At 55.2% G+C, this 24,685-nt stretch carries 23 protein-coding genes; 9 read left to right on the top strand and 14 right to left on the bottom strand.

The window, feature by feature from the left end; all coding sequences use genetic code 11:
- Window positions 1–102: 102 nt before the first annotated feature.
- Complete coding sequence (locus AC4G46_RS02015) at window positions 103–1,020, top strand: HNH endonuclease (RefSeq protein WP_491126460.1); 918 nt, start codon at window positions 103–105, stop codon at window positions 1,018–1,020.
- 410 nt (window positions 1,021–1,430) lie between these two features.
- Here AC4G46_RS02015 and AC4G46_RS02010 read toward each other — a convergent pair whose 3' ends face one another.
- The gene (locus AC4G46_RS02010; RefSeq protein WP_068723691.1) at window positions 1,431–1,625 is read right to left on the bottom strand and encodes a YwbE family protein; all 195 of its coding nucleotides are present in this window, start codon (window positions 1,623–1,625) and stop codon (window positions 1,431–1,433) included.
- Between the two features lie 370 nt (window positions 1,626–1,995).
- On the opposite strand from AC4G46_RS02010, the gene AC4G46_RS02005 reads away from it, so the two are divergent.
- On the top strand, window positions 1,996–2,298 hold the full coding sequence (locus tag AC4G46_RS02005; RefSeq protein ID WP_090713426.1) for a hypothetical protein: 303 nt from the start codon (window positions 1,996–1,998) through the stop codon (window positions 2,296–2,298).
- A 52-nt stretch (window positions 2,299–2,350) separates the two neighbouring features.
- Here the strand turns inward: AC4G46_RS02005 and sdaAA are convergent, their stop codons facing one another.
- The 3 genes from sdaAA to AC4G46_RS01990 form a co-directional block, all read right to left on the bottom strand.
- On the bottom strand, window positions 2,351–3,232 hold the full coding sequence (sdaAA, locus tag AC4G46_RS02000) for an L-serine ammonia-lyase, iron-sulfur-dependent, subunit alpha (protein ID WP_491126459.1): 882 nt from the start codon (window positions 3,230–3,232) through the stop codon (window positions 2,351–2,353).
- Window positions 3,229–3,939 carry an L-serine ammonia-lyase, iron-sulfur-dependent subunit beta gene (sdaAB, locus tag AC4G46_RS01995; RefSeq protein WP_491126458.1) on the bottom strand — a complete coding sequence of 237 codons (711 nt, stop codon included), beginning with the start codon at window positions 3,937–3,939 and terminating at the stop codon, window positions 3,229–3,231. The genes sdaAA and sdaAB overlap by 4 nt, the downstream gene beginning before the upstream one ends.
- A gap of 111 nt (window positions 3,940–4,050) precedes the next feature.
- On the bottom strand, window positions 4,051–4,467 hold the full coding sequence (locus AC4G46_RS01990) for a GNAT family N-acetyltransferase (protein ID WP_491126457.1): 417 nt from the start codon (window positions 4,465–4,467) through the stop codon (window positions 4,051–4,053).
- 157 nt (window positions 4,468–4,624) lie between these two features.
- Between AC4G46_RS01990 and AC4G46_RS01985 the strand changes: the two genes are divergently transcribed.
- Window positions 4,625–5,524: an SDR family oxidoreductase gene (locus AC4G46_RS01985; protein ID WP_491126456.1), complete on the top strand. Its 900-nt coding sequence runs from the start codon at window positions 4,625–4,627 to the stop codon at window positions 5,522–5,524.
- Between the two features lie 26 nt (window positions 5,525–5,550).
- Window positions 5,551–6,006 carry a hypothetical protein gene (locus AC4G46_RS01980; protein ID WP_491126455.1) on the top strand — a complete coding sequence of 152 codons (456 nt, stop codon included), beginning with the start codon at window positions 5,551–5,553 and terminating at the stop codon, window positions 6,004–6,006.
- Window positions 6,007–6,099: 93 nt separating this feature from the next.
- On the opposite strand, the gene AC4G46_RS01975 is transcribed toward AC4G46_RS01980, so the two are convergent.
- The 3 genes from AC4G46_RS01975 to AC4G46_RS01965 all read right to left on the bottom strand — a co-directional run bounded on the left by AC4G46_RS01975 (window position 6,100) and on the right by AC4G46_RS01965 (window position 9,465).
- On the bottom strand, window positions 6,100–7,905 hold the full coding sequence (locus AC4G46_RS01975; RefSeq protein WP_491126454.1) for an NAD(P)H-hydrate dehydratase: 1,806 nt from the start codon (window positions 7,903–7,905) through the stop codon (window positions 6,100–6,102).
- Between the two features lie 438 nt (window positions 7,906–8,343).
- On the bottom strand, window positions 8,344–8,976 hold the full coding sequence (locus AC4G46_RS01970) for an NAD(P)-dependent oxidoreductase (protein WP_491126453.1): 633 nt from the start codon (window positions 8,974–8,976) through the stop codon (window positions 8,344–8,346).
- A gap of 75 nt (window positions 8,977–9,051) precedes the next feature.
- Window positions 9,052–9,465, bottom strand: coding sequence for a GNAT family N-acetyltransferase (locus tag AC4G46_RS01965; RefSeq protein ID WP_491126452.1), 414 nt, complete (start codon window positions 9,463–9,465; stop codon window positions 9,052–9,054).
- A 260-nt stretch (window positions 9,466–9,725) separates the two neighbouring features.
- On the opposite strand from AC4G46_RS01965, the gene AC4G46_RS01960 reads away from it, so the two are divergent.
- The gene (locus AC4G46_RS01960; protein ID WP_491126451.1) at window positions 9,726–10,034 is read left to right on the top strand and encodes a hypothetical protein; all 309 of its coding nucleotides are present in this window, start codon (window positions 9,726–9,728) and stop codon (window positions 10,032–10,034) included.
- A gap of 117 nt (window positions 10,035–10,151) precedes the next feature.
- Here the strand turns inward: AC4G46_RS01960 and AC4G46_RS01955 are convergent, their stop codons facing one another.
- The 4 genes from AC4G46_RS01955 to AC4G46_RS01940 all read right to left on the bottom strand — a co-directional run bounded on the left by AC4G46_RS01955 (window position 10,152) and on the right by AC4G46_RS01940 (window position 13,462).
- Entirely contained in the window at window positions 10,152–10,373 is a 222-nt protein-coding gene (locus tag AC4G46_RS01955; protein ID WP_068723672.1) for a YezD family protein, read from the bottom strand.
- A gap of 102 nt (window positions 10,374–10,475) precedes the next feature.
- A complete protein-coding gene (gene cysW, locus AC4G46_RS01950) occupies window positions 10,476–11,339 on the bottom strand; it encodes a sulfate ABC transporter permease subunit CysW (RefSeq protein ID WP_491126450.1) in 864 nt (287 codons plus the stop codon).
- 16 nt (window positions 11,340–11,355) lie between these two features.
- Entirely contained in the window at window positions 11,356–12,195 is an 840-nt protein-coding gene (gene cysT / locus AC4G46_RS01945; protein WP_491126449.1) for a sulfate ABC transporter permease subunit CysT, read from the bottom strand.
- Window positions 12,196–12,334: 139 nt separating this feature from the next.
- Window positions 12,335–13,462: a sulfate ABC transporter substrate-binding protein gene (locus AC4G46_RS01940; RefSeq protein ID WP_491126448.1), complete on the bottom strand. Its 1,128-nt coding sequence runs from the start codon at window positions 13,460–13,462 to the stop codon at window positions 12,335–12,337.
- 377 nt (window positions 13,463–13,839) lie between these two features.
- Between AC4G46_RS01940 and AC4G46_RS01935 the strand changes: the two genes are divergently transcribed.
- A complete protein-coding gene (locus AC4G46_RS01935) occupies window positions 13,840–16,137 on the top strand; it encodes an alpha/beta hydrolase (RefSeq protein WP_491126447.1) in 2,298 nt (765 codons plus the stop codon).
- A gap of 78 nt (window positions 16,138–16,215) precedes the next feature.
- Here AC4G46_RS01935 and AC4G46_RS01930 read toward each other — a convergent pair whose 3' ends face one another.
- Window positions 16,216–17,271, bottom strand: a complete 1,056-nt coding sequence (locus tag AC4G46_RS01930; RefSeq protein WP_491126446.1) for a lactonase family protein — start codon at window positions 17,269–17,271, stop codon at window positions 16,216–16,218.
- Between the two features lie 281 nt (window positions 17,272–17,552).
- Here AC4G46_RS01930 and AC4G46_RS01925 point away from each other — a divergent pair, with 281 nt between their 5' ends.
- From AC4G46_RS01925 to AC4G46_RS01915, 3 genes are all read left to right on the top strand, one after another.
- The gene (locus AC4G46_RS01925; RefSeq protein ID WP_068723663.1) at window positions 17,553–17,813 is read left to right on the top strand and encodes a GlsB/YeaQ/YmgE family stress response membrane protein; all 261 of its coding nucleotides are present in this window, start codon (window positions 17,553–17,555) and stop codon (window positions 17,811–17,813) included.
- Between the two features lie 175 nt (window positions 17,814–17,988).
- Window positions 17,989–18,495, top strand: a complete 507-nt coding sequence (locus AC4G46_RS01920) for a CcdC family protein (protein WP_491128767.1) — start codon at window positions 17,989–17,991, stop codon at window positions 18,493–18,495.
- A gap of 331 nt (window positions 18,496–18,826) precedes the next feature.
- Complete coding sequence (locus tag AC4G46_RS01915) at window positions 18,827–19,789, top strand: L-lactate dehydrogenase (RefSeq protein ID WP_491126445.1); 963 nt, start codon at window positions 18,827–18,829, stop codon at window positions 19,787–19,789.
- Window positions 19,790–19,872: 83 nt separating this feature from the next.
- Here AC4G46_RS01915 and AC4G46_RS01910 read toward each other — a convergent pair whose 3' ends face one another.
- Window positions 19,873–21,903 (bottom strand): methyl-accepting chemotaxis protein, encoded by a 2,031-nt coding sequence (locus AC4G46_RS01910; RefSeq protein WP_491126444.1) that lies wholly within the window; start codon window positions 21,901–21,903, stop codon window positions 19,873–19,875.
- A 180-nt stretch (window positions 21,904–22,083) separates the two neighbouring features.
- Window positions 22,084–24,390: a heavy metal translocating P-type ATPase gene (locus tag AC4G46_RS01905; RefSeq protein WP_491126443.1), complete on the bottom strand. Its 2,307-nt coding sequence runs from the start codon at window positions 24,388–24,390 to the stop codon at window positions 22,084–22,086.
- Window positions 24,391–24,685 lie beyond the last annotated feature (295 nt).

Raw genomic sequence — 24,685 nt, 5'->3', positions numbered from 1 at the left:
GTGTGAATGGGCTCGCTTTACGTTATACTGGAACTACAAATTATCTTTTAAAAAATAAATGGAGCGGACAGACGCAGACAGAGCGTCTCTCCTAATATACCTATGACCGATACCAGCCTGCCTGTTTCCAAACAATGTGCATATTGTCAGCAGCATAAGCCGCTTACCGAATTCCGCAGACGGACGGGCAAACGCTCCAAAGGCCAATCCCGCCGCGGCGCGTGCCGGGAGTGCCGCAAGATCCGCGGCAAAGCAGACGTAAGCGGGCTCCCTCCTGTGCCGGGTGCGGCTGTTTCAGCTCCTGTGAAGCCTGCGGTGAAGCTTGCGGTATCCGCCTCGGCCGGGAAGACCGGTCAAGCAGCCCACTCAGCCACACCTTCTGCCCGGCAGGCGGCCGTTGCGGTTCCTGCAGGCCAAGGCCCTGCACAGCATACAGTATCTGCTGCCCGGCAAACCGCCAAGGCTGTGCCTGTAAGCGGAGCCGCGCCGCACGAATCCAAGACAGCACAGCCTAAGCCGCACTCCCGGCCGGTACGCTCCAGGGATAGCAAATCCTCTGCCGCAAGTGCAGGTGAACGCGCCAAACCGCGTCCGCGCCCGGGCGAGCAGCGGCGGAAGCCTCCGCTGGGCGGGTGGCCCAAGCCGGAGCCTGATGATCACTCCGCGCTCGTGCCCTCGGCCAAAGGGATGATTCTGATGCGCGGCCACAGTGACAAGGGGCGGCGCTGGCACCAGGAGATTGATCTGGAGCTGGCCGTTACACTGGTACGCGAGCACGCTGCTGTCGTGGTTAACCGCCGGACCATCCGCCGCCTCTACAGCAACAAGGATTTTCGGAAGCTGATTCTGACAAGGGATAACTATACCTGTCATTTCTGCGGCCTGTACGGTGACACGATCGATCACCTCCTGCCCCGCGCCAAAGGCGGCCATACCACTCCCGACAACTGTGTCTGTGCCTGTAACCTGTGCAACCAGACCAAGGCGGATATGGATGTGGAGGAATTCATGCGGCGCTGAGAGGGAAGCGTTGCAGTAAGAGCGGTGAGCCGCAAGCGAGCTGCGGTGTGCGTGTGGTGGGCTGCATACGAGCTGCGGTGTGCGTGTGTGGGCTGCATACAAGCTGCGGTGTGCGTGTGTGGGCTGCATACGAACTGCGGTGTGACGCAGTGAGCGTGCGCTAAACATGCAGTGTGCTGCATACGAGCTGCGGTGTGAAGCAGTGTGCGTGCGCTAAACATGCGGTGTGCGTGCAATAAAAAAGCACCCGGACTTTATATCAGCCGTGCCGGTGGGCACTGCGAGATAATGCGGGTGCTTGTGTGACTGCTTTTTGCGTATTAGCTTCGCTCTGACAGACAGCCAAAAACGCTGTAAAGTTTGTTGTTATAAACCAGTATCCGGCAGCTCTGCGGTATACAGCTGTGTAATCAGCCGCTGATATGCTTAACCCGGCCGACCTGCCCGTCAGCCAGCCGCACCTTGATTCCGTGCGGGTGGCGTGGGGAATTGGTCAGAATGTCTTTGACTGTACCATGTGTAAGCTTGCCTGTAGCCTGATCCTGCTTCAGCACAATATCCACCTCAAGCCCGGGACGGATATCCGCTCTGACCTGTCCGTTCATGATAAGCCTCCTTTCGTAAGCTGCAATGAAGCCGCACTATTAATGGTGCTCTAACTAATAATGGCACTTTAACTAACTAAGTGGATTTTCGGCAACTAATTTCACCACTTCTCAAACTTTCTAAGCATTAGGTGGAAAATCGCCACTTATTTTTGACCATTAACGCTATTATGGGCTAAATAAGCAGAATTAGATGTCTTTTTTCCACTAAGTCTGCTCTATATTGCTTTTAGCCCGGAAATAGATGGCGATTTTCCACTTAGCATAATCAGTAATACAATACCCTGGAGAATCACTCCAGCAAGGTTAACATCAATAAAATTGCATGAAGCCGGCCGACAATTACCCCAAGGATAAGGATGAGACAGCTATGGCCTTTGGAATTAACAGAGAAGAACTGAACCAGTGGAAAGCGGCGGTCCTGCGGGGGGAAATCGCTTTTTTGACCCATTACTGGATTGATCCCCGGTTCCCGGGTATAACCACCGTAACCAAAGTAGGCTGCAGCGACCTCCCCCGTCTACGCCGCTGGTGTGAGCAGAACGGTCTTCCCCCGCAGTATATCCATAACCGCAGGCCTTTTCCCCACTTCGACCTGCTCGGTCCGAAGCAGCCGGAAATTCTCCGGCGCGAGGGAAAGTGGGAGCAGCTGGAACGGTTCCGTATGCTATAAACCGCTGAATAGGGATCGGGTAACCGTCAGCGGCGGAAAAAAATCCCGCCCTTTAGCCCTTCTTGTTCCGTAAATCCTTCATGATCTGCCGGCCGGTCGGCGTCTGGGCCAGACCGCCTCCGGCGGTTTCGCGGTGCTTCTCAGGCATGGCTGAGCCGACCTCCAGCATCACCTTGATCACTTCGTCTGAAGGAATCACGCTGCGTACGCCTGCCAGCGCCATATCCGCCGCGGCCAGGGCAGTAACAGCCCCGAAGCCGTTGCGTACGATGCAGGGGATCTCGACAAGCCCGCCTACCGGATCGCAGATTAAGCCAAGCGTATTTTTGAGGGCCAGCCCCACGGCATGGACAGCCTGGGCCGGCGTCCCGCCGCGCAGCTCGGTCAGTGCTCCGGCCGCCATGCCGATTGCTGAACCAACCTCGGCCTGACAGCCGCCCTCCGCTCCGGATACAAAGGAATTATTGGCGATAACATAGCCGATCGCCCCTGCAGCGAACAGCCCTGAAACCATATAATCGTCATCCCAGCCGAAGCGCTCCTGGCAGCTGAGAAAGACTCCCGGAATAATGCCGCAGGAGCCTGCTGTCGGAGTCGCAATAATCCGGCCCATCGAGGCATTCACTTCCGATACCGCCAGCGCATAGGCCATCGCCTGTCCGGCGGGTCCGCCCAATAACGGTTCACTAGCCGTGTTATAAGCACCTACCCGCTGGGCATCAAGGCCCGTCAGACCGCTGCGCGAGGTGGTATCCTGGGTCATCCCGCGGTGTACCGCCTCTTTCATGACTCCGTAATATTCCTTCATTGTAGCAAATTCCTGTTCCTGCGGACGTCCCGATTCCGCACTCTGCTCTTCCAGCATCAGCGCTCCGATGCCGAGCCCCCGCTCCTCGCATAATACAGCCAGCTGGCTCAGTGTTTGAAAATTCATGGTGTGCTTTCCTTCCCTTTCTGTTCTTGCTTGACTCCGTTCAAGTCCACCACTTTGACCGATTTCACGGCAGTGAGGGCCTGCAGCTCCTGAAGCAGCTCGGCTGTTGCCGGCTCATCCAGCTCCAGCACGGTGAGCGCTGCGCCGCTGCGGTTTTTGCGGTCAAGCGACATATGACCGATATTAAACTGTCCCCTGCGCATGACATCCGTAACGCTGGCCAGCACGCCGAGATAGTCCATATGATTAATCAGCACCGTGGGATACATCCCGGTCAGCTTCACGCCGAAGCCGTCGATATCCACAATTTCAATATTTCCGCCGCCGATGGAGATTCCCGTCAGCGTCAGCTCCGTACCGGTGTCCCGGCCGACAAGGCGGAGCCTGACCGTATTCGGATGCGGGAACAAGCCGGTGCCCTGACGGAAGGAAATGTCCATTCCGGCTTCAGCGGCCAATTCGACTGAGTCTGGCAGCCTGTGGTCATCCGTAGCAAAATCCAGCAGTCCGCCGATAATCGCCCGGTCCGTCCCGTGCCCCTGATAAGTGGCGGCAAAGGATCCGAAGAAAATAACCTCGGCCTCACGCGGCATTTCACCCAGCACCTGGCGTGCAGCCCTGCCGATCCGCGCGGCACCGGCGGTATGAGAGCTTGAAGGGCCGACCATAGCGGGCCCGATTATTGAGAATACATCCTTGAAGCGCATTGTTCAGATCACCTTTGATTAAGTTCGGCATATTAATTGCCTATACATTATACTGCACGAACGCAGAACCTACACCATTACATTCATTGTCACCTAAGGACTGCTGCTTCATTATGTATTTTGTGAAAAGAGTACGAGGCCGTCCCGTTCCTGCCAGCCGGTTCCCGACCAGAAGCTGCGTCCCAGCGTATTGCCTTCAATGACCATCAGATGGCACTTCGCTATGCCTGCCTCATGAAGGGCCGCCAGCGCGCGGGATACCAGCTCACGGCCGGCCCCTTTGCCCCGGCAGGCTGTGCTGACGGCTACATGGTACATATATCCCCTGCGCCCGTCGTGCCCGCACATAACCGTACCGGCAAGCGTGCCGTCTTCTTCCTCGCATACCTGGCTCAGGCCCGGATTCCGCCCGAGAAACTGCAGAATTCCTTCCCGCGAATCGGCTTCGCTAAGGCCCATTCCCGGCGTAAGTTCCCACAGCCTGCAAGCTGCGTCATAGTCCTCTGCTACCATTGCACGATACAGCATTTTATTTATCCACCTTTCTATTATTCAATTCGGATACAGCAGCATACGTAACCGCCCGGTCCTTTCCGCCGGCTTATGCCGCAGAAAGCGCACGCTTTTCTGGGCGAATGCATAGAAATATACTAAACCGGCAGCACGCAAGGAGGAATACAGCGCAATGAACCCGACATATCCCTTTTACGGGGAACAGACGGTATGCCGCACACAAAAAATCGCTTTCCCCCCGCAGCACCAGAACCGCCAGCCCGGACTGGAGAGCCTGATGCAGCCCCGGCCGATCAGTGAAGATCCGGAAATCCGCGGCAGCGGCAGGCTAAAGGGCAAGGTGGCCCTGATCAGCGGCGGGGACAGCGGGATTGGCAAGGCGGCGGCTATCGCTTTTGCCAGGGAAGGGGCGGATGTGGCCATTGCCTATCTGTATGAGGCCTCTGATGCCAGCGATACAGCAAAGCGTATTGAACAGCTTGGCCGACGCTGCCTGCAGATTCAGACAGATTTGCGGTACCGGCCGGGCTGCTTTCAGGCGGTGGAGCAGACCGTGCAGACATTGGGCAGGCTGGATATTCTGGTCAATAATCTTGCGGTACAGTACCCGCAGCGCAGTCTTCTGGACATTACAGAGGAGCAGCTGTACCAGACTTTTCAGACCAATATTTTTCCGTTCTTTTTCATGAGCCAGGCGGCATTACCGCATCTGACAAAAGGCTCATCCATCATCAACACCGCCTCGATTACCGCTTACCAGGGCAATAAGGAGCTCATTGATTATTCCTCGACCAAAGGCGCTATCGTCACCTTCACACGTTCCCTTGCCCTGTCGCTCGCCGAAAACGGAATTCGCGTCAATAGCGTGGCCCCCGGCCCCGTATGGACTCCGCTGATCCCATCCAGCTACACCGCCGCCGAGGTCAGCGTATTTGGAACCGATACACCGCTGGGGCGGGCGGCACAGCCCTATGAGCTTGCCGGTGCCTATGTCTATTTGGCCAGTCCCGATTCATCCTACGTTACCGGTACCTGCATTCATGTCAATGGAGGAGACATGGTCACAAGCTGAGATCAAACCTGAAAGGACGTTTTCAGATGAACAAAATCAAAGAGTATGACATGCCTTCCGTGAGGCTGTCGGCAGGCATTTATGCCCTGTCCAAGTTGTCCGCTGCCGGGCTGACCTTTATGCTCGTCTCTCTTGTCCTGCTCGGACTCCCGCATACGGACGGGGTTCCGGAAGGTTGGCCGGTCTCAGTCCCGTATGCCGTCTACGCCTACGCCCTGCCTGCAGCCCTGATTGCCGACGCCCTGCTGTCCATGTTCCGTTCTTCCAGGCTCGGCCCTTCCCTCATCCTCTACGCCGCTGCCGGATTCGGGGCCGGCCTGTGGCTTGCTTCGGAGCAGGGCGGAGATACACAGACCTGCGGCCTGTACGGAATCGCCATCCTGCTGCTGTTCCGCCTCGCCCAGCTGGCCGGCGAACGCTACCCGCTGCTGCTGCCTGTATTCGCCCTGTTCGTGCCGCTGCTCTGCCTGATCCTGCAGTAGGCGGAGTTAATAGAGCTTCCGGTTACCGTTTCTGACGGATAACCGCTTGTGCGACCTGTCCGCAGCCCCGTCGATGCAGGTCCATAGCGGCTTCTACAGCGCCTCAATAATATCTCCGGCGACCAGTGCCGACGGATGATTCCGTGAGACGGCCGCCCGCTCGCCGGCCAGCCCGTGCAGATACACGCCGAAGGCTGCTGCCTGGACGGCATCCAGGCCCTGGGCGAGCAGGCCGGCTATCATTCCCGTCAGCACATCGCCTGCTCCGCCCGTGCCCATTCCCGGATGGCCTGTGGCGTTAACATACACCTTCCCTTCAGGCGAGGCAACTACAGTGTGAGAGCCTTTGAGTACAAGGACCACGCCGTGCTTTATGGCATAAGCCTGGGCAAGACCGATCCGGTCATGCTGTACCTCCGGCGTGGATACGCCCGCGAGCCGGGCCATTTCCCCCGGATGAGGGGTTAGAATAACCGGCCTGCCGGGACTGGACCATTCCGTATAGTTACATTCTGCCAGAATATTAAGGGCATCTGCATCCAGCACCAGCGGGCTGCCGATTCCTTCCCACAGCATGCGGAGCCATTCCTTGTCTCCGGCAAACCGGCCCAGCCCGGGACCTGTGGCAACCACATCACGCTTCCCGCCAAGCCGCAGCACCTCCGCGGCCGTCCCCGCATTCCAGGTGCCGTCCTCCCCGCCGCCGGCTGCAGCCAGCATGATCTCCGGAGCGGCACCGATTACATATGGCAGCAGCGCTGCAGGCAGTGCCCAGGTCACCAGACCGCACCCTGCCCGCAGCGCAGCCCGTGCCGCAAGCAGCCCGGCGCCGCTCATGGTCAGGCTTCCCGCCGCCAGCAGGACATGCCCGTAGGTGCCCTTGTGGCCTTCGGGCGAGCGGCGGCGCGACACGTCAATCTCAAGACGTGTCTGCAGCACTTCCGGGGTCAGCAGGCTGGCCTGCACCCCGGCTTCCCGGGCCAGAGCAGCGGGGATGCCGATGGAGCGGACCACCACCCTCCCGGCTGCTCCCGCGCCGGGATACTGCACCAGCCCGCGCTTGAGCAGCGCGAGGCAGACCGTCACCGCTGCATGAATGCAAGGCTCATGCAGCGCCCCCGTGTCCGCGTCCAGCCCGCTGGGGATGTCCGCGGACACAATCGGCTTGCCGCTGGCATTGGCCGCGGCAATCAGGTCCGCATAGGCACCGCGCGGCGCTCCCGCGCTTCCGGTGCCGAGCAGGGCATCGACGATGCCGGTGCAGCCGGCAAAGTCGGTGCTGTCCCGGCCGTGGACAACGGCCGGAATCCCCAGCGCCGCAGCAGCATCACGCTGCACGGCGGCTTCCCCGGCCAGCGTCTGCGGCGCGGCCGCGTACACCAGCGTGACGGCGAAGCCCGCCTCACGCAGGTGCCTGGCGGCGGCGAGGCCGTCGCCGCCGTTGTTGCCTTTGCCGGCGAGGATCAGCCAGTGCTCGGCGGCGGCAGTGTCCAGGGTCAGCGCCAGGTCTGCGCTGACCCTGAATGCCTGCGGCGGCTGCGCACCGCCGCACCAGCCATTTTCACCGCCACCGTTCCAGCCCAGGCCTATGCCGCCATCTCCTTTCCCTCCACTTCCGCCATTCCAGCCGCCGCCCATGCTGTGTCCGGTACCGCCCGTAACACTCCCCCCGCCGCTGCCTCTGCGCACAATATCACTGTCCAAGCCCCCGTCAGAGCCGCGCCCTATATCGCCGAGCACGCCGTTTCCACTGTTATACTGCCTGCGCCGGCACAGTGCAATGACTTCCTCGGCAATCGCACGCCCGGCATTCTCCATGAGTGCAATTGCCGGAATGCCCAGCTTGTCTATCGTCATACGGTCCAGCTGCCGCATTTCCTCTGCCGTGACCAGATCCATTTACCTCAACCCCTTCCCGGATTAATTGACATTAAGTCAGGCTTGCTCTTTTTCAGTTTAAGCAATCTTATTCTCTATGGCATTTGTTCAATATGCGAAGTGGAATTTTGCTATTTATTTTCCTGTAAAACAACGGATTCAAAGACTCTAGTTGGAAAAACACCATTTAATTATTTCTATTTCGCCCCAAAACGGACGATGGCCGCAAAATAAGTGACGGATTTCCACCTAACTTCAGTGATTTAGCGTAATATGCGGAATTAAGTGACTAAAATCCATCTAGCCCCTACACACATTGCAGGTTAGTTAAATTCAGCCCGCACAACCAAAAAAGGCAAGACTTACAGCATCATATGCAATAAGTCTTACCCCTCTGTGCCGCGGAATAATCCCTTCCGGCCGGCAACAGCTGCAGCCCGCCCCGCTTCAAAATGTCATTTAATACGCTACTGTGAACCGTTCCCGGCTGAAGTTGCCTTCCTCAAGCTCATCAACCACGGCTGCGGCAAAATCCTCCACGCTGATGCTGCTCTCCCCGTTCTCATCGGTAATCAGCCGGTCCAGGCCGATCCGGAACATGCCGGTCCGGCGGCCGGAGACGATTGCTGTAGGCGGGCTGATATAGGTGTAATCCAGCTCTGAGCCCCTGTAAATTTCATAAGCATGCGCATGCGCTGCAGCCAGCGGCCGGAGCTCCCCGGGGAATCCGGCGGTATCCATCAGCCACTCTCCCGATTCGGTCTTCAGGCTGCCAGCACCCCCTACAATAATCAGACGCTCTACACCGGCCTGCTGCAGCCCTTCGATCAAGGAATCTGCCGCTCTGAGCAGGTCATTTTCCTGCCCCGGATCAGGCCCGAAGGCGCTGATAATCTCACCGTGCCCCGCTACTGCCGCGGCAACAGATGCCGGATCAAGTGCATCCACGCGTACAACCTGCAGACGTTCATGCTGCAGCTCCACCGATTCCGGATGGCGGACGGCTGCGGTTACCTCATGTTTTCTTTTTAACGCTTCCTGTACAATGGCCTTGCCAATAGTTCCTGACGCTCCTATTACCACTACATCCATCTTCCGTTTCCTCACCTTTCGTCAGCTTGCATGCCGGTTTATCCATCAATCGTTCTTAGTTTATTTATCTACGACCTACCGCCGCAGAAACATCCCCTGTGACTCGGGCATAACAGGAGCGAAGCCGTACTGCGCATAGAGCCTTGCGGCCTCGCCGTCAGCAATCAGGCTCACATAAGACGGCTGCGGCACGGTATCAAGAAACTGTCTGATCTCGTGCATGACCGCTTTTCCCAGACCACGGCCCTGATAAGCCGGCTTTACTGCTATGTCAGTAACCTGAAAAAAACAGCCTCCGTCCCCTATCACCCGGCCCATGCCCACCAGCTGCCCGCCATCATATAAAGTAACTGCAAAACAGGAACGCGGAAGCCCGGCTGCCGCTCCTGCAGCACTCATCGGGCTCAGGCCCGCCTCAGTACGCAGAGCCAGATACTGCTCCACAGAAGGCAGCTCATGGCGTATTTCCGGTTTAGATACATGGTTCATACTTGATCTTCCCCCCGCTCTCTGACAGGGGGCTGCTGCCAGTCCCCTGCACTGTTACCAATATATACGCAGCAGCAGCCGCAATCAAGGCAAGGGGCGGATAAGCCCGGGAGGTATTTTGAAACGGATCACCGATACCAACGTATGCTATAAAGAATTCCGCCACAGACATCACTGCCTATTCTCAGTCCAAGAAGACGGGTAATTAATAGCAATAGAATCAGGCTCCACTATAACTTGAAAAGGATCGGTGAACCATCATGTCATCACTGGGCAAATTATTTAAATGGGGGACTTTCGCGTACGAGGCGTTTCTGGCCATCCCGTTTATCGGGGGCGCATTTGTACTGGCCAACGGCTGGCTGCCGCTGGGCATCGCTTTTCTGCTGCATGCGGCTGCAGTTGTCATCCTGCTGCGGGAGCGCGGTCCGTTCATCGGCAATTTGATCGGGATTGTTACCTCAGTGGTTGCCATTATTCCGGTTGTCGGCTGGATCATGCATGCCATTACCGCTATCGTCCTGCTGATTGAAGGCCTGTCCGCCAACCGGCAGAGACCCCGTTATTAATTCAACCGTGTTACAGCAAAACAGAGCAGCGTACCTCTCACCTGGAGGGGACGCTGCTCTGTTTCGTTTTGATCTCAAGCATAATTGTATATAGGATGAGTACTAACGCGCTGCTTGCTATCCCCGTCCCGCCGAACGGGCGTCGGTGCGCCGGCTTCCGGTTTCCCCACTGATACGCGGATTTGCTGAGCTGTTCTCGAAACGCTTGCGCTCCGTACGCTCCATCTGAACAATCTGACCCTCATGCACTACAATATGCAGTGAGCCGAATTCCATATTGTCCAGCAGTTCTGAAATTCGTGATAGCCATAACTCATCCACCTTCAGCGGCTTAGCCATTTTCCAGCCTCCCTTTCCCCGGATAGGGGGTCATCTCCGCCTAAATCCCGTAATTTCCAACTTGTATACTGAGTTTTAACTTAGCATGGAACCAAATCACTGTCAATGAGCATTTTTGCGCATTAGCCAGCTTTTGATAATCATCGTAACCAGGGCCAGCAAAAGCAGCAGTGAGGCAACCGCGAAGGAAGCTGAAAACTGATATTCGTTATACAAAATTTCCACATGCAGCGGCAGCGTATTGGTCTCCCCGCGGATCCGGCCGGATACTACAGAGACTGCCCCGAACTCCCCCATCGCCCGCGCATTGCAGAGAATGATGCCGTACAGCAGACCCCATTTGATATTGGGCAGTGTAACACGGAAAAAGATCTGCCAGCCCTTGGCCCCCAGCGTGATCGCCGCTTCCTCCTCCTGCGTGCCCTGATCCTCCATCAGCGGAATCAGCTCGCGTGCTACAAAGGGAAAGGTTACAAACAGTGTCGCCAGTATGATGCCCGGGAGGGCAAAAACAATCTTGATGTCATTGTCGCTCAGCCAGGAGCCGAACCAGCCGCTCGAGCCGAACACAAGCACAAAGATCAGACCGCCGATAACCGGTGATACGGCAAACGGCAGATCAATCAGCGTAATAAGAAAACCCTTGCCGCGGAATCGGAATTTGGTCACCGCCCAAGCCGCAGTTACGCCGAAAATGGTATTCAGCGGAACGGTAATCGCCGCTACGAGCAGTGTCAGCCTCAGGGCCGAAGCCGCATCCGGATCAGAAAGCGCAGCCCAGTAGACGTCCCAGCCCCGCTTCAGCGCCTCTGTCAGCACAACTATCAGCGGCAGGGCAATCAGCCAGAGCATCACCAGCCCGGCGGCTGCAATAAGCACCCATTTTACTACCCGGGATTCATTTGTTGCAGATGAGGCCGTGCTGCCTGTTCGCTTCGGGGCATGCATAGGCACAGTTCCTGCCATGTGTATTCCTCCTTATCTATCGTGATGTTTTGCGGGCCCAGCGCTGAAGCAGGTTAATGACCAGCAGCATCAGGAAGGAAATCAGCAGAAGCAGCAGGGCGACCGCGGTCGCTCCGGCGTAGTCGAACTGCTCCAGCTTGGACATAATCAGCAGCGGGGCAATTTCAGTCCGCATCGGCATGTTACCGGAGATAAAGACGACAGAGCCGTATTCCCCGATCCCACGGGCAAAAGCCAGCGCGAAGCCGGTCAGCAGCGCAGGAAATATCTCAGGCAGAATGATGCGCAGAAAGGTCCGGCCGCGCTTTGCACCCAATGTTGCTGCAGCCTCTTCCATATCCCGGTCAAGATCCTCCAGCACTGGCTGAACGGTCCGCACGACAAAGGGAATGCCGATGAACATCAGCGCCAGCGTGATTCCAAGCGGGGTGAAGGCAATTTTGAAGCCGTACGGTTCGAATAAAGAGCCGATCCAGCCGTTCTGGGAATAAAGGGCGGTCAGGGAAACGCCGGCAACCGCTGTCGGCAGGGCAAACGGGAGATCAATAAGAGCGTCGAAAATTCTTTTGCCCGGAAACTCGTAACGCACGAGCACCCAGGCCATCAGCAGGCCAAAAAAAGCATTCGCCAATGCTGCAGCCGCAGCAGTGCCTATGCTGACACGGTAGGAGGCCAGCACCCGGGGATCAGTGGCAATATCCCAGAACTTGGCCCAGCTCAGCCCGGTTGAATTAAAGAGCAGCGCCGACAGCGGCAATAGTACTACCAGACTCAGGTACAGTACACTGTAACCCATCGTAATGCCGAAGCCCGGAAGCACCTTGCGCCGTGCTGCAGCCGTAGAAATGACATTCATCTATGCACCCATCCTTTCCTGCCTTCGGCTTGCCCGCCGATCAGCGTCCCTGACGGAGCAGGCTCCCCAGGCCCGTACATTCATGAATGCCCCAGCTCTTGCGGCTGAGGCATCCGGTTATTAAAAGCCAGTATCTTATTTATTTGCTTCCCGGCACATAAATCTGGTCAAAGATTCCGCCGTCATTGAAATGCTTCTCCTGGGTTTCTTTCCAGGTGCCGAACTTCTCGGCCAGAGTGAACAGCTTGATTTCCGGGAACTGATCCTTGAACTGCTCCTTCACACTCTCCAGTGTCGGACGGTAATAGTTCTCTGCGGCGATTTTCTGGCCTTCCTCGGTGTAGAGGTAGTTCAAATAGGCCTCAGATACCTCGCGTGTTCCCCGCTTGTCGACTGTTTTGTCCACGATCGCTACCGGCGGCTCTGCCAGAATGCTCTCGGACGGGTTCACAATTTCAAATTTGTCCGGGCCCAGCTCCTTGATGGACAGATAGGCCTCATTCTCCCACGCCAGCAGTACATCGCCGATGCCGCGTTCTACAAAGGTCGTTGTAGCCCCGCGTGCCCCGGTATCCAGCACCGGCACATGCTTGAACAGCTCCTGGACAAATTCCTGTGCCTTGGCTTCATCGTTATTGTTATTGTCCAGTGCATAACCCCATGCCGCCAGATAGTTCCAGCGTGCACCGCCGGAAGTCTTGGGATTCGGAGTGATCACTTCCACGCCTTCTTTCAGCAGATCCGGCCAGTCCTTGATGCCCTTCGGATTGCCCTTGCGAACCAGGAATACGATGGTCGAGGTGTACGGTGAGCTGTTATGCTCGAACTTGCTCTCCCAGCCTGCATTAATCAGCCCTTTATCGACCAGCGCATCAATGTCATAACCAAGCGCCAGTGTTACAACGTCCGCCTCCAGTCCTTCAAGCACCGCCCGGCTTTGTGCCCCGGAACCTCCATGGGACTGCTTGATGGTTACCTTCTGCCCGGTTTCCTGCTCCCAATAAGCAGCAAACGATTTGTTATAGTTCTCATACAGCTCGCGTGTAGGGTCATAGGAGACATTCAGCAGCTCTACCGGATCTTTTGCCGGCGCCTTTGTCGCTTCGGCTGTAGCAGCCGCATTTGTTCCTGCATTGGTTGCCTCAGGCGTACCTGCTGCTGAATTTGCACTGTTGTTCGTATTGCCGTTGCTTCCGCAAGCAGTGAGCCCTGCCGTCAGCAGTAATGTAAATCCGGCGAGAAGCCCCTTCTTGATCCCTTTCTTCATTCCAACCACTCCCCCATGTTTTTTAATATTAGAAATGCCTCTGAAATTCATGTTAGTAGAAAAAAAGACGCAGGAATGCCCACATATGGCAGGTCAAACCGGTCCTGTAGACACGTGTCTGCTTGCTTCAAGCGGGCGCTCCTCCGTCTGTACGGTAAGAACATTTATTTAATTATTCCTACCCGATTAGTAGGTTTAGACACATAATACTGAAATCTCTGCCACCTGTCAAATCTTTTTTTCAAAATGGCTTCAAGATGGCATTCTGCTCTTTCAGCGGGAAGCAAATGGCGGCTGTTCCTGCAAGACCCGCTTGTTATCAAAGCTGTAAAAGCTGTAAAGTAATAATATTGCTACATCTTATGGGGGATAAAGACATGGGAATGGATTTGGAATATGCTCCAGAGCTGCCGCAGCCGCAAAGACCGCGGCTGATCAGACGCATATTCGCAGAAATAGGCAGACGCATCATGTTAACCTACGCTTACGACACAACCTTATGGAGGACCGCGCTGGCCGGTCCCTGGACAATAGGCACGCTGGCCTTTATTATTGCCGTCCTGGGAATCCCGACAGGTATGGGAGCCCCGGCGGATATTATACTAGCGGCCGGAGCCGGAACGCTCGTGCTGGCACTGGCCGGGAATCTTCTGGCCCTGCTGCTGTCCCTGACCGGCCTCCGCTTTCCTAAGCTGTTCGCCGGTATCTTCTTAAGCTGCTTCGGGGCTGTACTGCTCATCCTATACTTTGGAGGTCTGGCAATTGAAGCAGCCTCGGTTATTGCCGCCATTGCTGCTCTGATTGGAGCAGCGGCGGGTTTATCGGCAGGCCTGCTGCGCAGCAGGCGGACTGTCTCGGGTATTGCACTGGCCGCGGTCATTCTGCTGGTTCCGCTTCCGCTGTACGGTGCAGGACTCAATGAGCCTGCAGAAGACAGTATTACAGCTTCAGCCGGAGATGTGACCCCGATTGACGCAGCAGATCCTGCAGCTCCGGGGAGCTACAGCTACGAGCATTTCACCTACGGCAGCGGAGATGACTTGCACCGCGCAGGGTATGGTTCAGAGGTCCGGCTAACCTCAGGTTCAGCCGATGCCTCAGCCTATATCAAGAACTGGCCCAAGCTGCGGACGATATTCTGGGGATTCGATTACACTGCGCTTCCGCTCAATGCCCAGGTATGGATGCCTAAAGGCACCGGCCCCTTCCCGCTGGTGCTGATGGTACACGGCAACCACATGATGGAGGATTATTCGGAAGAAGGATACGCCTACTTGGGGGAACTTTTGGCCAGCCGGGGCTTCATTGCGGTCACGCTGGATGAGAACTTCCTTAACTATTCGGCCTGGTCCGGCATACCGGACAATGATTTCAAGGTGCGGACGTGGATGATTCTGAAGCATCTGGAGCAGATTGGAGCCTATGCAGAGCAGCCGGGAAATCCGTTCTACCAAAAGGTTGATTATTCCAAAACAGCTCTGCTGGGCCACAGCCGCGGCGGACAGGCGGTCGCCATGGCTGCCGATGCCTCGCGCTGGTTCAAGGATGATCCCGTCCTGGCCGTAACGGGCCAATTCACAATTTCCTCCGTTATCGCCCTGGCCCCGACCGATAAGGCTATCGATGACCAGCAGGCCCGGCTGAAGGATGTCAATTATCTGACGCTGCAGGGTGCGCGGGACGGTGATGTGCATGACTTTTACGGGGACCGGCAATATATACGCTCCAGCTACTCCAGCGGCTCTTCCGCCTTCAAGAGCTCGCTCTATATCGCCGATGCCAACCACAGCCAGTTCAATACCGACTGGGGGCTGTATGACCAGACTCTGCCGGCGGGATTATTTCTAAACCGGGCTCAGATTATGGACGGAAATGAACAGCGGCAGATTGCCAGGGTATATGTATCGGCCTTCCTGGAGACTACGCTGCACGGACAAACCGAATACAAGGAATTATTCCGGGATTACCGCAGCGGGCTGCAGTGGCTGCCGGATACAGCGTATTTCAGCCGTTTCCAGAGCGGTGAATATATTCCGGTCGCCAATTATGATGAGGACCGCAACAAGAATACAGTGACAGGCGGCACTGCCGCCGTGACGGGTCTGGACTGGACTGAAGAAACGGCCAAGGACCGCGAGTCCAAGAGCAAAGCAACCTACGGTATCCTGCTGGAGCACGATGCCGGGGAAGCAGCAGGCTCGTACAGTATCCTGCTCAAGGACAGCGTAGTCCGGGAGCTGGCCGCCTCCGGCGCGGCAGGCCTGACTTTCTCCATGGCGAACCGCAATGCCGACACGGGTGCAGAAGACAGCGAGGATGTCCCTGCAGCGGCTGCCCCGGCTCCTGATGTCGAGGTCGAACTGACCGACAGCAATGAGGTAAGCGCCCGGCTGCCGCTGGATGAAGTGATGGACATCCTTCCGCTGCCGCAGACAGAGTTCACAATCAGCCCCTGGCTGGAGGAGCGGGTCAGCGACGGTAAATACGGCGATTTATCGGAGGCTGTGTTCCAGACCTATGAGCTGCCCTTTGAGAGCTTCCTGGATGAGGAGCCCTCCCTTAATCCCGATGAATTAACCGAAATTACCTTTTATCTGCAAGAGGAAGGCGACCGGATCATGCTGGATGATATCGGCTTTTATACCGGAGACGGGAGTCCCGGCGGATTACAGTAGTTTGCCCTTATTCCTTTTACATTATTGCTCAAGGGCCTTCCCTGCAGCCGATCTGCAGGGAAGGCCCTTGTTGTTCTGCTATGGCTGCACAGGAACCAGACAGACCGGAGCAGTAACCTCCAGTTCGTTACCGGTAGGGATCAGCCGGCCGCTCTCCTTGTCAATCCGGAAAGAAACAATGTTGCCGCTCTCCTGGTTGGCAGCAAGCAGCATGCCAGAGGTGATTGCGAAATTGCGCGGTATCCGCCCCCCCGATTTCACCCAGTCACCAGACTCCAGCAATCCCGTCTCTGCATTAATATAGAACAGTCCGATGCTGTCATGTCCGCGGTTGGACGCATACAGAAACCGTCCGCATGGTGACACATGAATATCTGCGGCCGTATCATCACTGCCGGCCGGATACTGCTCGGGCAGCGAGCTGATGCTCTGCAGAATCTTCAGGTCACCCTGCTGCTCATTGTTGGCAAATACCGTAATGGTGCTGTTCAGCTCGTTAATCAGATACATCCACCGTCCTGACGGGTGGACGGCCAGATGGCGCGGGCCCGAGCCCGGCGGGAGATCCACCTCACGGTGTGTAACCAGCTTGCCGTCCACAAGCCGGTAGATCAGTACCTGATCAATCCCGAGATCACATACCAGCACCCGTTCCCCGGTGCTGTCAGGAATAACAGAATGCGTGTGGGGGGCATCCTGCCGGTCCTGGCGGATTCCTGAGCCCTCATGCTTGACCTGGCCGGACATTTCACCAAGGGAGCCGTCATCACTGACCGGAAAGGCATTCACATTGCCGCCGGTATAATTGGCTACGAATATGTAATCACCCTTCGGGGAAACAGACACATAGCAGGGCGCACCGCCGTCCGTGCTTCTGCTGCCCAGCGGCTGCAGCACCCCCGTACCGTGGTCAGCGGCAAAGGCGTGGACTTCACCCTCATCCCGCTCGCTTACCGCATACAGCACTTTCCCGGAGCTGTTCAAAGCCAGAAAGGAAGGATTCTCAATGCCTGCGGTCCCGCCCAGCACCCTCATTTCCCCGTTATCTTTATTAAGGGCTCCAAGCAGGATGGCTTCTTTCTCTTTTGTATTATACGTACCAATGTAAAATAAGACTTCATTCGGCTGCTTCATATCCGCGTCTCCTTTGCAGTAAACTGCATTCTATAATAGCTGTTACTTGCATAATATTTACCCTGTACTGTGCAGATTCCCTCTGCTTCAGGCCCCTTAAATCAATATAACATGTTTATTTACCCGGCACCTGACCGGTATTAAACAGCTGTTTTCCGGGCATATTAAACTGCCACAACAGTCCGTAAATACAAAATTATCCACATGGTTTAAACGCATTGCTTGAGGTTAATAGTAACCATCGAAGGCAACACACACATACAAAGAGGAGCTGAAGCAAAATGAGTTTTCTATGGATGTTGATCGTAGGCGGCGTGATTGGTTGGCTGGCAGGTCTGATTATGGGCAGAGACATTCCGGGAGGTATTATTGGTAATATTATTGCCGGTATCCTTGGCTCATGGCTCGGCGGTATGCTGCTGGGCGACTGGGGTCCTAGAATCAGTGACTTCTATGTCTTCCAATCCATTATCGGTGCAGTAATCCTGATTGCTATCGTCAGCCTGATTCTCCGTTCGGTTGGCGGACGCAGCCGTTCGTAAGCTGAGTGGTCAAGGGTAACCCTTGTACCTGATTATAACGCATAATCTGCAAAGAACCCGCCAGGATAGCCTGGCGGGTTCTTTGTTTCTGCTCTTAACCAGCATTCTGTTTACAAAGAAATTTCTGCTATAATGAAGAAATAAGTGACACAAATCACAGAGAGGAACGTGAATGATGGGTAATATCAATCCCTCGCTTCTGCATATAGGCTCTACGCTGGGAGCCGTTTTCATGGCGCTGATGGTTATTTTTATCCGCCTGAAGGCAAGCGAGCGTCCGGTGACCCTCCGCAAAATATGGATTCCGCCCCTGGGGATGTCAACCGGCTTCGCCATGTTTGTAGCACCTGAAGTCCGCTTTCCATGGTGGTGGGCAGTGCTGGCCTTTATCGCCGGCTGGTTCATTTTTGCCTATCCGCTGATACGCAGCACCAGATTCGAAGAGCGGAACGGCCTGATCTACGCCCAGCGTTCCAAGAGTTTCGCCTTTATCCTGCTCGGCCTGCTGCTCGTCCGCACCGTACTCCATGAGTTTATCAACCGGTATGTATCCGTCCCGCAATCCGGCGGCCTGTTCTTCATCCTGGCTTTCGGTATGATTCTCCACTGGCGGATGTTCATGTATAAGCGCTATACCTTAATGTCTTCGCCGCAGGAACATATCCCGCAGCCAAGGAGCTAGAACTTTATAAAGAGCATCTCTTATCCTTGCCGGGTAGGGGATGCTCTTTCCGTTATTTGGAGATGCTGAGTCAGCAGCGGCTAATAAATTTGCTGCAGGTTTGTCAACTTATATCCCTTCTTTCGCATTTCCCGCATACAATAGTTATATACAAATGCCGGCTCAGCCCCGTTTTCGTATAATATGTGACAAAAGCTGGATGCTTCCGCCTGGATTTTTCACTCTGATGTCAGGTAACTTGCGGTGAGATCAGGTAGAATAAAGACATACTTTACCTCCAGCTTTCACAGACGGGGCCGGGTATTACTTTTAGAGAGTGAGGGCAAGGCAATTGAAAACGAAATCTAGAAAAGTGGCGATCGTCGGCTCAGGAAATGTAGGCTCAAGCTGTGCCTATTCCATGGTCAACCAGGCCATCTGCGATGAGATCATGATGGTCGACCGTACTTATGACCGCGCCATGGCACAAGCGCTTGACCTCTCGCACTGCATGGATTTTGCAGGAACCAGAACCAAGGTGTATGCCGGAACTGCCGGTGACTGCGGCAGCATGGATGTGGTCATTCTTACAGCCGGCGCGAATCCCAAGCCCGGCCAGACGAGACTTGATGTGCTGGACGCCGCTGCTGTTATCACTAAAGAGATTGTTACCGACATTATGGCCAGCGGCTTCGACGGCATCTTTGTAGTGGCTGCCAATCCGGTCGATATCGTCACATATATGGTATGGAAAATGTCCGGCCTCCCGCGCCACCGTGTGATCGGCACCGGCACCTCCATCGATTCGTCGCGCCTGAAGACACTGCTCTCCGAGGTGTTCTCTATTGATCCGCGCAGCGTCAACGGCTATGCGCTGGGCGAGCACGGCGAATCCCAGTTCGTGGCCTGGTCCCACGTCACGATTGGCGGCAAGCCGCTGCTGCAGATCATGGAGCAGCACCGGGAGCGGTTCAGCAGCCTCGATCTCGACGATCTTGCCCGCAAGACCAAGGACGCCGGCTGGGAAATTTTCACCCGCAAGGGCTCGACCCATTTCGGCATCGGCAGTGCGCTGGCTTATATCACCCGCTCCATCCTCAATGATGAGCATAAGATCATCGCCGTCTCGGCCATCCTCGACGGCGAGTACGGGCAGAACGAAGTATGCACCGGCGTCCCTGCCATCATTAGCAGCGGCGGCATACAGGAGCTGCTGGAGCTCAATCTGAGCGAGCAGGAGACCGCGAAGTTCAATGCCTCCTGCGGCATCATCCGTGCCGGCATCCAAAGCCTGCAACTGGAAGAAACGGTGTAGCTTCCGCTCCGCTATACAAACAACCCCCTCCATGCTTAGCGCTGCGCGCTCTGCGGAGGGGGTTCATTTGTATATTTGTAAGCTTAACGGTAACGGCCGACTTCTTCCTTCAGCTCAGCCATCATGGCTGTGAGGGCTTCGGCCTCAGACACAACCTTACCCATCAGATCTTTCTGCTCTACAGAAGCCTCGGTAACCAGCTCGGCATTCTCTGCCGATGCTTTGGCAATCGTCAGCATATCCGAGACGGATGCCGTGATTTCCTCTGTCCCGGCAGACATCTCTTCATTGATAGCCGAGACATCCTGAATCTGGTTAGATACTTCACGCATGGAGGAACGGATGTGCTCAAAGGCCGCGCCTACATGGTTCATTTTATCCATACCGTCGCCAATCTCAGTAATACTCTTCTCCATGGATGCAGCGGCATTTGCCGTCGAGGTCTGGATTTGCCGGATCAGCTCAACAATATGCACAATGGATGTATTCGTGCGCTCAGCCAGCTTCTTCACTTCATTCGCCACCACTCCGAAGCCGCGTCCGTGTTCACCTGCTCTGGCCGCTTCAATAGAAGCATTCAGTGACAGCAGCCCGGTCTGATTGGATATTTCGGAGATGACATCAACGATCTGCCCGATTTGCTCGGATTGCTGTGTAAGCGTTGTGATCAGCTCTGAGGTCTGTCCGGCTGTCGTGCTGATTACCTTCATCTGCTCCAGTGTAGACTGGATTCCAAGATACCCGTTTTCAACTTCCTTGTTCACACTTTCCGCCTGGTCGGATACACTGACCGAAGATTCTGCAATCCGCTGGAGGCCGACCGCCATTTCTTCCGTGGCCCGGGCTGACTGCTCCGATCCCTTGAACTGCTCTTCCATTCCATGTGCCACTTCCTTGATCACTTCAACAATCTCCGCCGAGGTATTCGAGGACTCATTGGCATATCCGAGCAGGCCCTTGGCGGAAATGGCCACCTCGGCCACCGCTGCATCAATCATTCCGACAATACCGGATAAAGCTTCGATCATATCATTAATGCCCTTGCTCATCTGGCCAATTTCATCATTGGAGGTCACAGCTACCCGTTCGCTTAAATGACCCTCTGCAACCCGTTTTACCACTTTGGACACGGCAGACAACGGTTTAACCATCAGTTTCGTCAGGTAGAGCGCCAGGAGCACAACCACCACGATGACAATGATCAGAAAAATGCCCGCAACAGTCTGGGCCGAAATTACTTTTGCATAGATTTCGCTTTCCGGTACATTGATCATCAGCTTCCAGTTCGTACCCGGTACGGTCTGGTAATACGTAATGATCTCTTTGCCATCCTCACCTTTATAGGTTTCCGAGCCGCTCTCCCCGGCCAGAATCCTGTCTAGCGCTGCCTTCATATCCTTGCTGCCGGCGAATTCGGCGATGTTTTTTCCGATCCGCTGTGTATCATAATGAGCATAGTAGGTCCCGTCACCCGAGACAACATATCCGTATCCGCTTTCTGCGACTTTGATATCCTTGCTCATCTCCATCATCATCTCGGGAGTTACCGAGAAGGCAATGGCTCCGGCAAACTGCTTATCCGCTCCGGCAAACGGGACGACTACCGATATAACATACTTGCTCAGGGGCTCCAGGAAGGTCATATCCGCTACAGCCGGCTGCATCGTCTCTTTCGCCTTCAAAAAATAGTCCGCTGTTCCCATTTCAGCTGTTAAGCCCAGCATATTGGTCAACAGGCCGTCTTTATTAATAACACTATAGCCTTCAGACTGCATGTCGCTTTCCTCAAGCACCTTGATGGCCGGAAAAATCGTCTCTGGCTCTGAAGTATCAAATTCAGGATGCAGGGCGACCAGCGCCTGTACTGCCGAGGTTTTGGACATCAGCCATTCTTTAAGCCGTGAAGCATTCATATTCAGGATCGTTTCCGCTCTTGCTTCGCTGTCTTCCTTGGTCACCTTACTGAAATAGGTTGTAAAAAAGAGGGTTGATCCCAGTAACGGTATAATCGATATGGCCAATAAAATCAGGGACCATTTTCTTTGCATCGAGGCCGTTTTTCGCTTATTTACTTTCATTTTCAGCTTTGTCCAAAGCTTCACTTCTTTTTCCACCTTTAGTCCTCCCAGCAGTATTAGTTAGCAGCTTCCATTTGCTGTAAATCTATACTGTTATATCGGCAAGAACAGACAATTTCCATTATATATCACATAAAAAATAAGCCTTTAGTCCCACATTATGGAATCTAAAAAGGCTTATTTTTCATATTTATTCATTTTAATTTTCCTTCAAAATCAAGATTCTTTGGGAATCTGGAGGGCACGGACGCTGTTGAGCACCGCCAGTACAGTAACGCCTACATCCGAGAATACGGCCTCCCACATCGTGGCGATCCCGAATGCGCCCAGAAGGAGGAACAATCCTTTAACCGCGAGGGCAAAAATAATATTCTGCCAGACAATACGCCGTGTACGCTTGGCAATTCCGATTGCCGCAGCAATCTTCGACGGTTCATCCGTCATGATCACAATATCCGCCGCTTCAATCGCTGCATCCGAGCCGAGCCCGCCCATCGCCATTCCGACATCAGCCCGCGCCAGTACAGGGGTATCATTAATGCCGTCGCCGACAAAAATAATATTCTCCCGCTTGCCCTTTTCCTGCTCCAGACGCTCAATCGCCTCAACCTTATGCTGCGGCAGCAGGCCGGCATGAATCTCATCAATTCCAAGCTGTGCCCCGACAGTCTCAGCAACCGCTTGGGTGTCACCGGTAAGCATTACCGTTTTACGGATACCGAGCGCTTTAAGCGCTTTGACTGCCTGAAGCGAGTCCTCCTTCACCTCATCGGCGATAACCAGGTGTCCGGCGTACCGCCGGTCCACTGCCAGATGAACGACCGTTCCGTTCTGCACTGGCACACTCGCTGTAATTCCTTCACGCTCCATCAGCCTGGCATTTCCGGCGAGTACAGCCCTGCCCTCTACTGTCACTGAAATCCCATGGCCAGAGATCTCGTCGTAGTCCTCCGCTATATCCATGTCGATTGCCTGACCGTAAGCTGCCCGGACCGATTCGGCAATCGGATGGCTGGAATGGCTCTCTGCATATGCGGCTGTCCGCAGCAGTTCTTCGTTTGTAAAGCCTTCGGCAGGGTAGATTCCCGTTACAGTGAACTGCCCTTTGGTCAGTGTGCCGGTCTTGTCGAAGACCACGATCTTTGCATCGTTCAGCGCTTCAAGATAATTGCTGCCCTTGACCAGGATTCCGCTGCGCGAAGCGGCACCGATTCCGCCGAAGAAGCCCAGCGGGATCGAAACGACCAGCGCGCAGGGGCAGGAAATGACCAGGAAGACCAAAGCACGGTAAATCCAGTCCGAAAAGGTGGCACCGCTGATCACCAGCGGAGGAACAACAGCCAGCAGCAGTGCTGTAATGACAACCAGCGGCGTGTACGCCCGGGCGAATTTGGTGATGAAATTCTCCGTCTTCGCTTTGTTGCCGGCTGCATTCTGCACCAGCTCAAGAATTTTGGATACGGCTGATTCCCCGAAAGTTTGTGTAACCTCTACAGTAATTACGCCGTTGCGGTTAATGAAGCCGCTCAGCACCTGGCTGCCCGGCTCAGCTGAACGCGGCACCGATTCGCCGGTAAGTGCAGAGGTATCCATCATCGCACTGCCTTCCAGAACGGTTCCGTCGAGCGGCACCTTCTCACCCGGCTTCACAACTATGATATCACCGATCTCCACCTCCTCCGGCGGCACCCGCCGCAGCCCGCTGCCGTCCTTCAGATAAGCAAATTCGGGACGGATATCCATCAGTGCAGTAATTGACCTGCGGGAGCGGTTCACAGCCATTCCCTGGAACAGCTCGCCCACCTGGTAAAAGAGCATGACGGCCACACCTTCCGGGTATTCGCCGATGGCAAAAGCCCCGATAGTCGCCAGCGCCATAAGGAAATTCTCGTCAAATACCCGGCCGCGTATAATATTGCGGGCTGCCGACAGCACGACCTCACCGCCGACAATCAGGTATGCGGCCAGAAAAAGCAGCAGCTCCGGGATGCCGCCGAGCGGCAGCAGCATGGCTGCAGCGGCCAGAATCCCGCCTCCGGCAAGCCTCAGCACGATGCGCCGGGTATCTCCTGCGCCGTGGTCATGGCTGTGGCCATGGGCAGCATCACTGTGGGTGTGCCCGTGGGCGGCGTCGTCGCCGTGGGCGTGCCCATGGGGGGCGGCATCGCTGTGGGCGTGCTCGTGCCCGTGCCCGTTATGGCCGGATCCTCCGTCCTCATGGGCATGGACGGCCCGGACCGCTCCGGGCGTCTTCCTGCGGACGCCTCCGGCCTTCAGCTCCCGCACCTTCACATGCGGCTCGAGGCTCGTCACCGTCAGCCGAGCCTGCTCGGATATACTGTCCGCCTGATCAGCAGCACTTTCCACAGTCATCGTCTTCATGGCGAAATTGACAGAGCAGGAGGAGACACCTTCAATCTTACTGACCTTATTCTCAATTTTCATTGCACAATTTGCACAATCCAGCCCGTCAAGCATCCACTGGCGTTTTACCAATCCGTCTGCCGTACTCAAATGACTCATCTCCCTTGGAAAAAACAATATATGAGTATTTGTTCATATGTTAACTTAAACACATTATATTCTCATAAAACTTACAGTGTCAATGCAGAATCTGCATAGTCTGCCCATTATTTCAGATGCTACAGGATAATATCTATCCGCTACCGGGACTCTAAAAATAAAGATATGGACGCTTGTAATTTTGCCACAGCAGGGATAATATTAACATATGAGCAATCATTCATATGTTTTTTTGAAGGAAGGGGATTATTTATGAATCTGCACCGCCGCTCAGGCAACGATAAGGTTAATGAAC

Source organism: Paenibacillus sp. fava2 (assembly GCF_058313675.1).
Note: the sequence above shows the minus strand (reverse complement) of the source record. Positions and strands in the feature narration are given on the sequence as shown.